Source organism: Corynebacterium atrinae, from assembly GCF_030408455.1.
Lineage (GTDB): Bacteria > Actinomycetota > Actinomycetes > Mycobacteriales > Mycobacteriaceae > Corynebacterium > Corynebacterium atrinae.
In genome coordinates, this window is the sequence record NZ_CP046977.1 from 1,713,818 (window position 1) to 1,728,669 (window position 14,852).

Below are 14,852 nucleotides of genomic sequence, written 5' to 3' on the forward strand. Positions count from 1 at the left end.
TTTGAGCGTTGACCAACGACGATGCCCTAGCAGCGGGCTGGAACTGGGGATAGGCCACAACAAGCTATGTCCGATAGACCGAAACTCTAGCTCCAGCGATCGAGAGTCAGACTTACCGCTGACAAACCGGGCAAAAGTGACTCGACCGGTTCATAAACTTCTCGCGCCTGATCGGCGTGCCACACCGCATGCACGGCTCACCCTCCTGCCCGTAGGCGTTGAGCGACCGGGAGAAGTAACCTGAGGCGCCGTTGACGTTGACGTAGAGGGAGTCGAAGGAGGTGCCGCCTTGGTCGAGGGCGCGGGCCATGACGTCGGCGGCGGCGTCGAGAAGCTGGGTTACTTCTTCTTGGGTGAGGGAGGAGGCCCGGCGGGTGGGGGCGATCTGGGCGGCCCAGAGGGCTTCGTCGGCGTAGATGTTGCCGATGCCGCTGACCACGGTTTGGTCGAGCAGGACGGCCTTGATCGCGGAGTTTTTCGTGCGGATGCGTCGGGCCACCGCGGCGGGGTCGAAGCCGGGTTCTAGGGGGTCAACGGCGATGTGGGTGACGGGAAGGGGCACGCCGTCACGGGTGGAGGTGAAAAGCCAGCGGCCGAAGGTCCGTTGGTCGACGAAGGCGAGCTCGTGGGCGGCGTCATCGCCAATAAGCGAGGCGCGAATGCGCAGGTGCTTCGAGGTGCAGGTTCCTGGTTGGCCGACGAGCATTTGCCCGCTCATGCCGAGGTGGACGAAGAGGGCTGACTCGCGGCCGAGGTCGCACCATAAGTATTTGCCGCGCCGACGAACGTCGTGGATGTGGGCGCCGATGAGGAGGTCGTCGAGTGGGGCGTCTTGGCCGCGGTTGGCGCGGGGATGGAGGACCTCGACTGATTCGAAACGCGATCCGAGTAGGTGGGATTCTAGGCCCCGCCGAACGACCTCAACCTCGGGTAGCTCCGGCACTACTGCTCCTTTTGGGCCGCCAGGGGCTTATCGCGGAGAAGCAGGTAGGCCTCGTGGGCTGACTTCTGCTCCGCGAACTTCTTGCTAGCGCCGATACCGTGCCCAAGGGGGACGTCGTTAACCGTCACGGTAGCTGTAAAGGTGAGATCGTGGTCGGGGCCGGTGGAGGTGGCCGAGTAGATCGGCAAGGGGTATTTCAGCTCGGCGACGCGTTCTTGCAGCGCGGTCTTCCAGTCGCGGTGAATGTTCGTCGCGGAAGCAGCATCGATCTTCGCGGCGAACAGGCTCAGGACGACGCTGCGGGCGGTTTCGAAGCCGTGCTCGAGGTAGATCGCTCCGAGCAGGGCTTCGGTGGTGTCGGCGAGGATGGAATCCTTGTCACGACCGTCGGTGACCAATTCGCCCTTGCCCAGCAGGATGTGGGGGCCGAGATTGATCTCGCGGGCGATGTCGGCAAGCCCGTAGCGGGAGACGATGGAGGCCCGCATTTTGGAAATGTCCGACTCGGGGCGCGAGGGATATTGGGTGTAGAGCTGATTGGCTACGGAGAGGCCGAGGACGGCGTCGCCAAGGAATTCCAGCCGTTCGTTGTTGGGCAGGGTGCCGTTTTCGTTGGCGAAGCTGCGGTGGGTCAGCGCCAGGCGCAGGCCCTCATCAGCCAAGGGGACGCCGAGGGCGGCCAGCAGAGGCAAGTGATCGACAGAGTGGAATGCCGCGTCAAGTGCTTCGTTGCCGGTCAGACGGTTCTTTCGGCTCACAGAAACTTCTCCAGCCCGGCCCAGCGGGGATCTTGCAGCTTGTCTTCGTCTTCGCCGGAGACGCCGTCGGGGGCGGGGGTCTCCTCATCCGAGCAGCCACCCTCGCAGGTCGGGTTGAACGGCAGGGTGAGGCCGGCTTCGTCGATGACAGTCTGCAGAAGGTCGAGGGTGTCGCCGGTGACCTCGGGGATGTCATCGGTGAGGCCGTCTTCGTCCTCGTCGCCGGTGACGAAATCTGGCGAGGTCGAGAAGACCTGGCTGATGTGCATGTCCAGCGGGCGGCGGATCTCCGTGAGGCAGCGGACGCACTGGCCGATGAGCTCGCCGCGCACGTCGGCGTCGACAAGCACTCCCCCACCGAGGTGAGTGAGGTTTGCGTCGACGGTGACCTCCCCGCCTTCGGGGATCCCGATCATTTCGGGGCCGATCCGGACGGGGGCGGGGCCGGTCTGGGTTCGCTGCTCAAAGTCGCTGAGCCGGGCAATGTTGAACTTAAAAGGTGAAGTCATATCGAGGCCTGAGCTTACTCAGTTCAGCGGCGCGGGGTGTAGTCGCTGCCGGCGGCACCGGCGCCGCGTCGCAAAGCTTGACGGTCACGGGTGATGGAACGCAGAACCCCGTTGAGGGACTCCTCGAATTCTCCCAGCTTGGAGTCAACGAACTCGTCGCACTCGGTGCGCAGGCGGTTCGAGTCCGCGTGGGCCGCATCGACGATGCGGTGGGCTTCCTCGTTGGAACGGCGCACGACCTCCGCCTCGGAGACCAGTCGCTTCTGCTCCGCCATGCCGTCCTCGACGGCGCGGCGGTAGGACTCCTTGCCTTCCGCGTTGAGGCGATCGGCCTCGTCCTGGGCGCGGGCGACGGTGTCTTCTGCTTCTCGACGGGCGCCTCCTACAATGCGGTCGGCGTCATCCTCAGCCTGGGAGACGGTCGTGGTGGCGCGATGCTGCGCATCGGCCACCATGGCGTCCGCCTGGTCCTGCGAATCCGCGAGGATGCCCGCAGCCTGGGCCTCGGCGTCCTCCACCATGCCGCGGGCGCGATCCTCCGCGCCACGGAGGATGTTGTCCTGCTTATCCAAGACATCCTGGGCATCATCGATCTCGATGGGCAGGGCATTGCGCAGGTCATCGAGCAGAGCGAGCATGTCGTTGCGCGGGACCATGCAATTCGACGTCATGGGAACGCCATACGCCTGCTCCACAGTCTGGACGAGTTCATCTAGGGCCTCGAAAACGCGATACATAAATGTCAGCGTACCGGCAGTTCAGCGATATGGGGCGCTCGCCGGACGGGTGTGTCTCCCAGACGAATCCTCTAGGTTGGCTAGGAGAGCACACCGCTAGACCTTCATAAACGAGAAAGGCTGTCTCATGAGTACACCCCGCCCCACCACCCCGTGGTTTCGCCGCAGCGCGGTGATCATTCCTTTAGGCATTGTGGCGCTAGCCCTAATCCTGTTCGGAGCCTGTTCCCTCTACGTGAAGAATGCCTCCGACCAGGTAAAAGAGCAGGCTTCCGACACCTATGATGTCACCTACCGGGTGGATGGAACATCCCAGGACGTTTCCATCACGTACACCGGACCGAACTCAGCCCTCGTCGATGAAAGCAACGTCTCAGCTGGATGGGAAGCGTCAGCCACGTTGAGCGGCTACGCCGCCGCTCACCTCACGGCAGCGAACAGCGAGGCGGAAAGCGGCGAGGTGACCTGCCAGATCCTCGTGGAAGGGACCCTGGTCAGTGAAAGCACTGCTGCTGGTCCGGGCGGCACGTCTCAGTGCAGCGCCACGAACCAGCAGTTGCGTGATGCCAGCAAGGGCTAGATGACACCCTGGGCGAGCATGGCGTCGGCGACCTTCTTGAAGCCGGCGATGTTCGCGCCGACCACGTAGTTGTGCTCGTGCCCGTACTCGGACGCTGTCTTGGACATGTTCTTGAAGATATTCGACATGATCATGTGCAAACGCTGGTCGGTGTACTCGAAGGACCAGGAGTCGCGGGAAGCGTTCTGCTGCATTTCTAGTGCCGAGGTGGCCACGCCTCCAGCGTTGGCGGCCTTGCCCGGGGCGAAGTGGACGCCCTTCTCACGGAAGACCTCAATGGCCTCCGGGGTGGACGGCATGTTCGCACCCTCGGCGACGTAGCGAACACCATTGGCGGCAAGGGTAGCGGCGTGCTCGCCGTTGAGCTCGTTCTGGGTGGCGCAGGGCAGGGCGACGTCGGCCTTGAGGTCCCAGATGGAACCATCGGCGTGGTAGGTGGCCCCGGTCTCTTCCTCCACGTAGGTGGACACGCGCTCGCGGCGGACTTCCTTGATCTCGCGGAGAAGTTCCACGTTGACGCCGTTGGGGGTCTCGACCCAGCCCGAGGAGTCGGAGAAGCCGACGACGGTGGCGCCGAGCTCTTGGGCCTTTTCGATGGCGTAGATGGCGACGTTGCCGGAGCCGGAGACGATGACCTTGGCGCCGGAGAGTTCCTCGCCATGCTCCTTCATCATTTCCTGGGTGAGGTAGACGGTGCCGTAGCCGGTGGCCTCGGTGCGGACGAGGGAGCCGCCCCAGGTCAGGCCCTTGCCGGTGAGGACACCGGACTCGTGCTGGTTAGCCAGGCGGCGGTACTGGCCGAAGAGGTAGCCGATCTCGCGGCCGCCGACGCCGATGTCACCGGCGGGGACGTCGCGGTACTCGCCGATGTGGCGGTGCAGCTCGGTCATGAAGGACTGGCAAAAACGCATGACCTCGGCGTCGGACTTACCCTTGGGGTCGAAGTCGGAGCCGCCCTTGCCGCCGCCGATGGGCAGGCCGGTGAGGGAGTTTTTGAAGATCTGCTCAAAGCCGAGGAACTTCACGATGCCCAGGTTCACCGACGGGTGGAAACGCAGGCCGCCCTTGTAGGGGCCAAGTGCGGAGTTGAACTGGACGCGGAAACCGCGGTTGACCTGGACAACGCCGTTGTCGTCGACCCACGGGACGCGGAAGATGAGCTGACGCTCCGGCTCGCACAGGCGCTGGATGAGGCCGTAATCGGCGTAGTGCGGGTCTTTTTCCAGGACGATCTTGAGGGATTCGAGTACCTCAGAGACGGCCTGGTGAAACTCGGGTTCGCCCGCGTTTCGCTTAAGGAGCATGTTGTAGTAGGTCGAGACCTGCTCATCAACAGACATGGGTGTCCTTTCCGTCCCGGAACGCCGGGCCCATACATTTCTATTCCCCAGTAGTTTTCACGGGCGAGCCGCCTCATGCAAGTTGGCGGGTAGTAACTTCGGTCACCCCTCTATGCTGAAACCCATGGTTTCCGTCATCATCGCCCCGGACTCGTTCAAAGGCACCGCCACCGCCCAGGAGGCCGCCCGCTACCTCGGAGAGGGCGTGCGTTCCATCATTCGGGACGCTGAGATCACCCTCGCCCCCATGGCCGATGGCGGGGAAGGGACCGCAGCCACCTTCGCCGGGCAGCAGATCACCCTCCCGACTGTCGACGCCGCCGGTCGCCTCACCGATGCCACCTACACCTTCGATGCGGAGGCCAACACCGCCTACATCGACGTGGCCGCCGCCTCCGGCTTGCCCGCCGTCGCGGACTCCCCTGTGCCCCTAACCGGCGACACCTACGGCACTGGCGTCCTCATTGCCGACGCCCAGACCCGTGGCGCCGAGCGCATCGTCCTTTGCCTCGGCGGATCCGCCACCGTCGACGCTGGCACCGGCATCTTGGTCGCCCTCGGCGCTACCCCGCTCAACGCCGAAGGCTATGCCCTTCCCAAGGGTGGCGGACAACTCGGCGAGTTGGCCAGCGTAGACACCGCGCAGCTCAACATCCCAGCCGCGGCCGTCGAATGGGTGTTGCTTACCGACGTCACCGCCCCCGTCGTCGGCCCGGACGGCGCCGCCGCCGTCTTCGGCCCCCAAAAGGGGGCCACCCCCGAGGAAGTCATGCTTCTCGACGCCGCACTGGCCCACGCCTGCGCCATCCTCGACGTCGACCCGCTCACGCCGGGCTATGGTGCCGCCGGCGCCATCCCCGTCGCCATCCATTGGCTGTCCACGCTGCTGCACGGTGCCCCGAGCAAAGTTCATGTTCTGCCCGGCGCGCAGGTCGTCGCCGATGCCTTGGGGCTGCCGGAGTCGATCCCCCAGGCCAGCCTCGTCATCACTGGCGAGGGTGCCTTCGATGAGCAGTCGCTCACCGGCAAGGTCGTGGGCACGATCGCCGAACTCGTCTCGGGCACCGATGCCACTCTGGCAATCGCCGCTGGCCGCATCGACCTTGACCCCGGCGACGGGGTGATTGCCGCTCAGTTGGGTGATGGGGACGTCGAAAAGCAGCTTTTCGAGGCAGGAGCGGCAATAGCCGCCGACTACCTGCGAATTTCGACCGCCCAGGGATAAATCGCGGGGATCTCCAAGGACGACTGGTTTTCCAAAAGGACCGCGTCGGCGGGAAGATTCGCCTGCGGGGTCATGAACCGTGAGAGCACCATGGCCAGCTGGTTGATCGAACCAGTCGCCCCCTCGACGTTGATGATGTAGCGGACGACACTGGAATTGTCGAGATCGGCGTCCTCATGTTCATCGCGATATGACTGTCGCAGCGCCTCCTCCACCCCATCGACCAGAGGTGGGTGCGGATCAAGGGCGACCGAGCCGCCGGTGAGCTTGTTCGCAGCAATGAGTTTGTTCACAGCACCTTCGAAGGAGTGCAGGAGTTGGGCGGCAGGTTCAGCGGGAAGAAGAACATCGAAGAGGATTGCAGGCATGGCGCCAGCCTAGCTAATAGTGTTTAAGGCATGAGCATCCCCGGCCACGCCCCCCGCGACCCACTGATCACCATGGCCGACGGGACGGTAAAGCAGGTCAACCCGTTTTCCGGCACAGAAGTGTGGACCGTCCCCGGGCGCGGCAACCGGCCGCTCTCCACCCCAGCGAAGGACCCGCAGCCCCTGCCGGACGGCGACAAAACCCACGCCTGCTCATTCTGCGCCGACACACCCCTCGCCACCCCGCCGGAGAAGTCCCGGATGGTTCGCGACGCCGACGGCGGCTGGTCCATCGTCCACGGCCTCCTCCCCGAACAACTCAACGACACCGAAGCGCAGTTTCGCCGCGTACCCAACCTCTTCGAGATCGTCTCCTACGACTACTGGGTGAAAAACTACGGCTTCCTCATGGACACCGACACCATCGAGCGCAAAGCCGCCTACCTCGCTGACCCCATCGGCCGGCAGCACGTCCTCGACATCGTGCGAACCCGACTCCGCGCCGGCGGCCGTAGCGCCGACCTCACTGACAGTGAGCTTCTTGACCTATCCGACGCCTACTTCGCCGGCGGCCACGACGTCATCATCGGGCGCCGCCACTTCATCGACGGAGCCGAATTCGATAACCAACTCGCCTCATCCGGCACCCTCACCCCCGAAGAACACTACGGCTTCACCGCTTTCACCATCGACGCCATCGAGGACCTCTACCGGCGCAACCGCTACGCCCCCTACGTCGTGGCATTCCAAAACTGGCTCGCCCCCGCCGGTGCATCCTTCGATCACCTGCACAAGCAACTCGTCGCCATCGACGAACGCTCCGTCCAGGCGGAAATGGAGATCTCCCGTCTCCGCAACAACATGAACATGTACAACGAATGGGGCGTCGACTTCGCCGGCTACCGCAACCTCATCATCGCCGAAAACGAACACGCCGTCGTCACCGCTGGCATAGGCCACCGCTACCCCACCCTCACCGTCTATTCGCGCTCCGCTACCCCCGAACCCTGGCTCCAAACCCCGGCAGAAGTACGCAGCATGAGCGACCTCATCCACGCCTGCCACGCAGCCGTCGGACCCGACGTCGCCTGCAACGAGGAATGGCACCACAAACCCATCGACCTCGACATCCCCATGCCTTGGCGAGTCAACATCAAATGGCGCATGTCCACCGTCGCTGGTTTTGAGGGCGTATCCAAGATCTACGTCAACACCCTCTCCCCCACCGACATTCGCGACCGCGTCGTCCCCGCCCTCTACCGCCTGCGTGACGAAGGCACCATCGCACCCGACATCAAGATCGCCACCGAATGCTCGGCGGAACGGAACTCGCTTCTGTACAACCCGTTGCTGCAGTAGGCGGTTGGTTGGGGTCCCTGGGGTTGTCGTGTGGCCGGAACCGACTGTCTCAGACGAGCACAGTTCGTTCGGCTGGCAGGGGGACCCAAAACCCGCACTTCCTAACAACTCCGGGGTCAATTCCTCTTCTAAACCCACCAAGTTGTTAGGAAGTGCTGGTTTTGAGTTAGGCAGCAGCACGTCGGGACTGAGCCTTCACTGTCCCCGAGCTTGAAAACTTGGATCGGCGAGGGATCAGCCAACCCTGCCCACCTAGCCCCAGCTTTCCGGTCGTCCCAAGGATGAACATATTCGCAATTAGGAGACTCCTTCACTGTTCGAGCCCCCTCCTTGAGGGAGCTGTGTCGCAGTGATCGGTACCTAACTAATCCCAACGAACTCACACGGCCCAACCTCACCATTCTGCAGACTCCTGAGCGATGAGAATGCCTTCTACTAGAGTTGGCCACATGCCGAGTACCAGGCACTCAACCCATTAAGGAGCCTCCGAACACCCCCATGAGTGACATCTCCCGTCTCCTCTCCCAGCATTCCGCCGATCTCTCTTGGCAGCAGGCCTTCTACGAGGACTTGCACGAGCGGCCCGAGTTATCCGGCCACGAGAGTGAGACGGCAGAGAAGATCGCGGCCAAGTTGGCCGACTTCGACTGCGAGGTGATTACGCACATGGGGGGATACGGGGTCATCGGAATCTTCCGTAATGGTGAGGGCCCTGCCGCGCTCTTCCGCGCCGATTTCGACGCACTTCCGGTGAAGGAGGAGACCGGCGTTGCGTTCGCCTCCACGCGTTTGCGCCCAGGAACCGATGGCACCCAGACCGGCGTCATGCACGCTTGCGGGCATGACATGCACACCACGGCACTCATGGGTGCCTGCGCAATTCTCGACGCCCACCGCGAAGCCTGGTCAGGAACCTTCATTGCTCTCTTCCAGCCCTCGGAAGAAAATGCAGTCGGCGCCAATGCCATGATCGCTGACGGACTCCTCAACCGCGTTCCCCGTCCCGATGTGTGCCTGGGCCAGCACGTTATGCCTGGCCGCGCCGGTGAAGTCCAAACGATGTCCGGTCCTCAGTTCGCCGCGTGTGACTCCATCCGCATCAAAATCCCAGGCCGTAGTGCTCACGGCTCCATGCCACATAACGCGATTGATCCGACGTACACCGCCGCGATGGTCGTCGTCCGTTTGCAGGGAATTGTCGGACGCGAGGTGGACCCCAATGACTTCGCCGTTGTTTCCGTGGGCACCCTAAAGTCCGGCACGACGAACAACATCATTCCCGATTCTGCCGAGTTGGTGCTCAACTGCCGCTTTTATGATGATCACGTCAAGCGCCGGGTTTATTCCGCAATTAAACGAATTGTTGTCGCCGAGTGTCAGGCATCCGGAGTCGAAGAGGAGCCAACGTTCGAATTCTTTGCCCACGGCGAACTGATCGATAACGATAAAGTTGTCTTTGATCATGTCCGGCCGACTTTCGACGCCGTGTTCGCCGAGCAGTCCGTCGATGCCCAGCGCACCACAGTCTCTGAGGACTTTGCCAACCTACCTCGCGCGTTCGGAGTTCCCTACCTGTTCTGGGTCGTTGGCTGCACCCCGCGTGAGTTGTGGGACAAGGCTGTTGCAGACAATCGTGTAAAAGAAGACGTCCCCGTCAACCATATGAGTACTTTTCTTCCCGAGTACGAGCCCACCGTCGAGGCCACCACCAAGGCGGCTGCAGCGGCAGTGTTGGCATATGTGGCAAAGAACACTCCGAAATAAAAGGTAGCTGAGCATTACTGGCGGGCGGAGGAGAAGAAAAGTGTTTACCCCGATATGCTGACTAAGTACCCGATTTGTCATCAACATTTCCAGGAGCGAGTTTCATGACCGAATCTGCCCCCGCGCTGAGCCAGACCGTCGGCGGACATGTCCGTGCCGCATCAGGCTCGACCCCTCAAACCGCCAGCGATAGGAAGTTCTGGTTCGGCCTCTCCGCCAGCATCATGGAGCAGATCGCCGACAACTGGGAGGCCACCACCAAGGCCTACGCCGCTACCCGTCAGCAGCACTACTTCTCGGCCGAGTTCCTCATGGGCCGCGCCCTGCTGAACAACACGACCAACCTTGGTCTCACCGAGGAAGCCGCCGCAGAAGTTGAAAAGCTTGGCCAAAACTTCTCCGATGTTCTCGAGGCCGAGAATGACGCCGCCCTGGGCAATGGCGGCCTTGGCCGCCTCGCCGCTTGCTTCCTCGATTCCTGCGCCACCCAGGACCTTCCGGTCACTGGCTACGGCATCCTTTACCGCTATGGCCTGTTCAAGCAGACCTTCGAGAATGGCTTCCAAACCGAGCACCCTGATGCGTGGAAGGAAGACGGCTACCCCTTCTACATTCGCCGCGAGACTGAAGCCCGCATCGTCAACTTCGACGACATGACCGTCTCTGCCGTGCCTTATGACATGCCGATCACCGGCTACGGCACGGACAATGTGGGCACCCTGCGCCTGTGGAAGGCCGAGCCGCTGGAGGAGTTCGACTACGACGCCTTCAACTCTCAGCGTTTCACCGACGCCATCGTCGAGCGCGAGGCCGTCATGGACTTGTGCCGCGTCCTCTACCCGAACGACACGACCTACGCCGGCAAGGTTCTGCGCGTGCGCCAGCAGTACTTCTTCGTCTCTGCCTCGCTGCAGTCGATGATCGATTCGCACTTGGCCAACCACGGTTCGTTGGACACCTTCGCCGAGTACAACTGCATCCAGCTCAACGACACCCACCCGGTGTTGGCCATCCCCGAGCTCATGCGTCTCTTCCTCGATGAGCACGGCATGGGCTGGGAAGAGGCCTGGGACATCGTCACCAAGACCTTCGCCTACACCAACCACACTGTCCTGGCTGAGGCTCTCGAGCAGTGGAATGTCACCATCTTCCAACAGCTGTTTGGCCGCGTCTTGGAGATCATCCTCGAAATCGATCGTCGCTTCCGGGAGGACATGCGCGAGCGCGGCGTGGACGAGGAACTCATCAACTACATGGCACCCGTTCAACACGGCCAGGTGCACATGGCGTGGATTGCCTGCTACGCCTCCTATTCCATCAACGGAGTTGCGGCGCTGCATACTGAGATCATCAAGCGCGACACTCTGGGCGAATGGCACGAGATTTGGCCGGAGAAGTTCAACAACAAGACCAACGGTGTCACTCCGCGTCGCTGGCTGAAGATGTGCAACCCACGCCTGTCCGACCTGCTTGATCGCCTCGTCGGTTCCGATGCGTGGGTCACCGATATGGACCTGCTGAAGAAGCTGCTCCCCTTCACCCACGACGACGCCGTCATGGATGAGCTCATGGACATCAAGGCCGCGAATAAGGCTGACTTCGCCGAGTGGATTGAAGCCCGCCAGGGCATCTCGGTCGATCCGAACTCCATCTTCGACACCCAGATCAAGCGCCTCCACGAGTACAAGCGCCAGCTGCTTAACGCGCTCTACATCCTAGATCTCTACCTCCGTATCAAGGAGGACGGCCTCAAGGATGTCCCGCCGCGCACCTTCATCTTCGGCGCCAAGGCAGCCCCGGGATACGTCCGCGCCAAGGCCATCATCAAGCTGATCAATGCCATCGCCGAGGTCGTCAACAATGATGAGGACGTCAACGATGTCCTGCGCGTGGTGTTCGTGGAGAACTACAACGTCTCCCCCGCCGAGCACATCATCCCCGCCACCGATGTCTCTGAGCAGATCTCCACCGCGGGCAAGGAAGCCTCCGGCACCGGCAACATGAAGTTCATGATGAATGGCGCCCTCACCTTGGGCACCATGGACGGCGCCAATGTCGAGATTCACGATTCGGTTGGCGACGATAACGCCTACATCTTCGGCGCCCGCGAGGAGGATCTGCCCGAGCTGCGCGCTACCTACCAGCCGTGGCAGGCCTACGAGACCGTCCCCGGTCTCAAGCGCACCCTCGATGCGCTTGTCGACGGCACCCTCGACGACAACCACACCGGCTTGTTCCACGACCTTCGGTCGTCGCTTCTCGACGGCGGCGGTTACGAAACCCCAGATGTCTACTACGTCCTCGGCGATTTCGCCGACTACCGCGAGACCCGCGACCGGATGGCCGCCGACTACGTCGCCGATCGTCGTGCGTGGGCCCGGATGTGCTGGGTCAACATCTGCGAGTCGGGTCGTTTCTCCTCCGACCGCACGATCAATGACTACGCCACCGAGGTGTGGAAGCTCAACCCGGTTTCCATCACCGAGTAGCTGCACTTTCCCCGACTGACACCACAGGCGCCCTCCGCCAAGGGGGGCACCTGTGCGTCGTATCGGGGCCACATCGTCACCGAAGTGCACAAGCTCAGCCCTGGTGCCAAAATTCTCTAGAATGCGACAAGCGATTCTCTACGACCTGCAGAAACGCTTGGTAGCACCTTAGATTCTAGAGAATTCGTGTAGGCAACCCACCCCCGCAACGCGCTCACCAACGACAAAGGCACCCTCCACCAAGGAGGGTGCCTTCGACGTAAGCCAGTCTAAGGGAGAAGCTGCGGCTCTTGGGTGTCCTCGCCCAGGAGGTGGACGTGGATCATGTTGGTGTTGCCGGAGACTCCTGGAGGCGTACCGGCGACGACGACCATCATGTCATCTCGGTCGTAGGCATCCATGGACAGCAGCGCTTCGTCGAGCTCGCGCATCATGTCGTCGGTGGTGAACACCGGCGGGGAGAGGAACGTCTCGGCGCCCCACGTCAGAGCAAGCTGGGAACGAACTGACTGGTTAGGGGTGAACACCAGCAGCGGAAGGTGCGAGTGCAGTCGGGCAACTCGGCGGGCGGTGTCACCGGAAGTGGTGAAGCACACGAGGGCGCGGGCATTGAGTCGCTCTGCGATGTCGCGGGCGGAGTACGAGATCACTCCGCGCTTGGTGCGGGGGACGTGGCTCAATGACGGGACGCGACCGTCGGTTTCGGCTTGGGTGACGATGCGCGCCATGGTGCGCACGACGTTGTGCGGGTCCACGCCGACGGAGGTCTCGCCGGAGAGCATGACGGCGTCGGCACCGTCGAGGACAGCGTTGGCGACGTCGGAGGCTTCCGCGCGGGTGGGGCGCGAGTTCTCGATCATGGAATCAAGCATCTGGGTGGCCACGATGACGGGCTTGGCGTTCTCGCGGGCGATCTGGATTGCGCGCTTTTGCACCAGCGGGACCTGCTCCAGGGGAACCTCGACTCCGAGGTCGCCGCGGGCGACCATGATGGCGTCGAAGGCCAGGACGATGGACTCGAGGGCGTCGACGGCTTCCGGCTTCTCCAGCTTGGCGATGACGGGGACTCGGCGGCCCTCCTCATCCATGACGGCGTGGACCAGGTCTACGTCGGCCGGGGAGCGGACGAAGGAGAGGGCGATGAAATCGACGCCGAGGTTCAGGGCGAAACGAAGGTCGGCGATGTCTTTTTCGGAGAGGGCAGGAACGGAGATATCCATGCCGGGGAGGGAGACACCCTTGTTGTTAGAGACGGGGCCACCTTCGGTGACCTTGCACACGACGTCGTTGCCTTCAACGGCGATGCATTCGAGGCCAACCTTGCCGTCGTCCACAAGCAGGCGGTCGCCGGGCTTAGCGTCCTTGGCGAGGTTCTTGTAGGTCGTGGAGACACGATCGTGGGTGCCTTCGACATCATCAACGGTGATGCGGATGATCTCGCCGTTCTCCCAGACGGTGGCGCCGTCGATGAAGCGGCCTAGGCGGATTTTCGGACCCTGCAGGTCGGCGAGGATGCCCACGGCGCGGCCGCTGACGTCGGTCGCGTTGCGGACCCAGTTGTAGTTCTGTTCGTGGTCTGCGTGCTCACCATGGGAGAAGTTGAGGCGGGCGACGTCCATGCCGTCTTCCACAAGTCGCAGAATGGCGTCCTGGCTGGCGACAGCCGGACCGAGGGTGCAGACAATCTTGGTTCTTCTAAACACGGGTTACTACCTTCTCCGTTTCGCTAAGTGGCGTTGAGTTGCTAGCCCCCAACCTACCTTCACGGAGCCGAACGCGCTAAGAAGAAGATGTCCGATCGGACTGCCCGATCGGGCCGCGACCTTGGCTTTCTGCGGTTTCACCGTGTGCAACGCCATGTTCTGTGACAGAGTCGTCTGATGTCACGTCGCTCACGTCACTCTCCCGGTGGGGATTGACTTCCTCGGGAGTCTCCCGACCCTTCTTCAGCAGGAAGAAGACAATGACGGCGCCGATGAAGAGCAGCAAGGACACCCAGGTGTTGACTCGTTGGCCCAGGATCATTGTGGCGGAGTCATCGCGCATGAGCTCGATCCAGAAGCGTCCGAGGGTGTAGCCGGCGACGTAGAGGGCGAACACGCGCCCGTGGCCCAGGCGGAAACGGCGATCGGCCCAGATCAGTAGGGCGCAGATGAGCAGGTTCCACAGCAGCTCGTAGAGGAAGGTGGGGTGGACGGAGGTGATGACCTCTCCGGTGGAATGCCCAGTCAGTGGGGCGAATTGTCCGTTGGCGTCCACCCGGTAGTAGATGTCCAAGGCCCAGGGTACGTCGGTGGGGCGACCGTAAATTTCCTGGTTGAACCAGTTCCCCAGGCGGCCGATGGCCTGGCCGAGGATGATGCCGGGGGCAACGGCGTCGGCAAAGGGGCCCAAGGGCACCTTGCGCCAGCGAAACAGCAGCCACACGCCAATGGAGCCGAGGATGACGCCACCCCAGATGCCGAGCCCGCCATTGGTGATTTTTAGGGCATCGACCGGGGTGCAGGAGGAGCAGAAGTATTTATCGTAATCAGTGATGACGTGGTAAATCCTGGCCCCGATGATGCCGGTGGGGATGGCCACGAGGGCAGCGTCCCACACCATGTCCGCGTCGCCGCCGCGCGCGACGTAGCGGCGGTGGGTGAGCCACAGGCCGACGAGAATGCCAGCCATGATGCAGAGCGCGTAGGCGCGAATGGGAATGGGCCCTAGGTCCCAGACCCCTTGCGGAGGAGAAGGAAGGTTCGCGAGGATCGTCGTGTGCACCCCCACAGTGTGCC

13 protein-coding genes are annotated in these 14,852 nt (G+C 62.6%); 5 read left to right on the plus strand and 8 right to left on the minus strand.

The window, feature by feature from the left end:
* Window positions 1-112: 112 nt before the first annotated feature.
* Genes mutM through CATRI_RS08395 form a run of 4 tightly spaced genes read right to left on the minus strand, consistent with a single transcriptional unit; the run spans window position 113 to window position 2,947 of the window.
* Entirely contained in the window at window positions 113-943 is an 831-nt protein-coding gene (mutM, locus tag CATRI_RS08380) for a bifunctional DNA-formamidopyrimidine glycosylase/DNA-(apurinic or apyrimidinic site) lyase (protein WP_290216556.1), read from the minus strand.
* Window positions 943-1,701: a ribonuclease III gene (gene rnc / locus CATRI_RS08385; protein ID WP_290216558.1), complete on the minus strand. Its 759-nt coding sequence runs from the start codon at window positions 1,699-1,701 to the stop codon at window positions 943-945. Before rnc ends, mutM begins: the two co-directional genes overlap by 1 nt.
* Window positions 1,698-2,210 (minus strand): YceD family protein, encoded by a 513-nt coding sequence (locus CATRI_RS08390; RefSeq protein WP_290216561.1) that lies wholly within the window; start codon window positions 2,208-2,210, stop codon window positions 1,698-1,700. The genes rnc and CATRI_RS08390 overlap by 4 nt, the downstream gene beginning before the upstream one ends.
* 23 nt (window positions 2,211-2,233) lie before the next feature.
* Window positions 2,234-2,947 (minus strand): DivIVA domain-containing protein, encoded by a 714-nt coding sequence (locus tag CATRI_RS08395; RefSeq protein ID WP_290216562.1) that lies wholly within the window; start codon window positions 2,945-2,947, stop codon window positions 2,234-2,236.
* 127 nt (window positions 2,948-3,074) lie between these two features.
* Between CATRI_RS08395 and CATRI_RS08400 the strand changes: the two genes are divergently transcribed.
* A complete protein-coding gene (locus tag CATRI_RS08400; protein WP_290216564.1) occupies window positions 3,075-3,527 on the plus strand; it encodes an MmpS family transport accessory protein in 453 nt (150 codons plus the stop codon).
* Here CATRI_RS08400 and gdhA read toward each other — a convergent pair.
* Complete coding sequence (gene gdhA, locus CATRI_RS08405; RefSeq protein WP_290216566.1) at window positions 3,524-4,867, minus strand: NADP-specific glutamate dehydrogenase; 1,344 nt, start codon at window positions 4,865-4,867, stop codon at window positions 3,524-3,526. The genes CATRI_RS08400 and gdhA overlap by 4 nt on opposite strands.
* 124 nt (window positions 4,868-4,991) lie before the next feature.
* Between gdhA and CATRI_RS08410 the strand changes: the two genes are divergently transcribed.
* Entirely contained in the window at window positions 4,992-6,092 is a 1,101-nt protein-coding gene (locus CATRI_RS08410) for a glycerate kinase (RefSeq protein WP_290216568.1), read from the plus strand.
* Here the strand turns inward: CATRI_RS08410 and CATRI_RS08415 are convergent.
* Complete coding sequence (locus tag CATRI_RS08415; RefSeq protein ID WP_290216570.1) at window positions 6,062-6,460, minus strand: hypothetical protein; 399 nt, start codon at window positions 6,458-6,460, stop codon at window positions 6,062-6,064. The genes CATRI_RS08410 and CATRI_RS08415 overlap by 31 nt on opposite strands.
* 30 nt (window positions 6,461-6,490) lie before the next feature.
* Here CATRI_RS08415 and CATRI_RS08420 point away from each other — a divergent pair, with 30 nt between their 5' ends.
* From CATRI_RS08420 to CATRI_RS08430, 3 genes are all read left to right on the plus strand, one after another.
* Window positions 6,491-7,819, plus strand: a complete 1,329-nt coding sequence (locus tag CATRI_RS08420; protein WP_290216572.1) for a DUF4921 family protein — start codon at window positions 6,491-6,493, stop codon at window positions 7,817-7,819.
* A gap of 498 nt (window positions 7,820-8,317) precedes the next feature.
* Window positions 8,318-9,583 carry an amidohydrolase gene (locus CATRI_RS08425; RefSeq protein ID WP_290216574.1) on the plus strand — a complete coding sequence of 422 codons (1,266 nt, stop codon included), beginning with the start codon at window positions 8,318-8,320 and terminating at the stop codon, window positions 9,581-9,583.
* Window positions 9,584-9,687: 104 nt separating this feature from the next.
* On the plus strand, window positions 9,688-12,072 hold the full coding sequence (locus tag CATRI_RS08430; protein WP_290216576.1) for a glycogen/starch/alpha-glucan phosphorylase: 2,385 nt from the start codon (window positions 9,688-9,690) through the stop codon (window positions 12,070-12,072).
* 269 nt (window positions 12,073-12,341) lie between these two features.
* Here the strand turns inward: CATRI_RS08430 and pyk are convergent, their stop codons facing one another.
* Window positions 12,342-13,775 carry a pyruvate kinase gene (gene pyk / locus CATRI_RS08435; RefSeq protein ID WP_290216578.1) on the minus strand — a complete coding sequence of 478 codons (1,434 nt, stop codon included), beginning with the start codon at window positions 13,773-13,775 and terminating at the stop codon, window positions 12,342-12,344.
* A gap of 76 nt (window positions 13,776-13,851) precedes the next feature.
* Window positions 13,852-14,838: a prolipoprotein diacylglyceryl transferase gene (gene lgt / locus CATRI_RS08440; protein ID WP_290216580.1), complete on the minus strand. Its 987-nt coding sequence runs from the start codon at window positions 14,836-14,838 to the stop codon at window positions 13,852-13,854.
* Window positions 14,839-14,852: the final 14 nt, after the last annotated feature.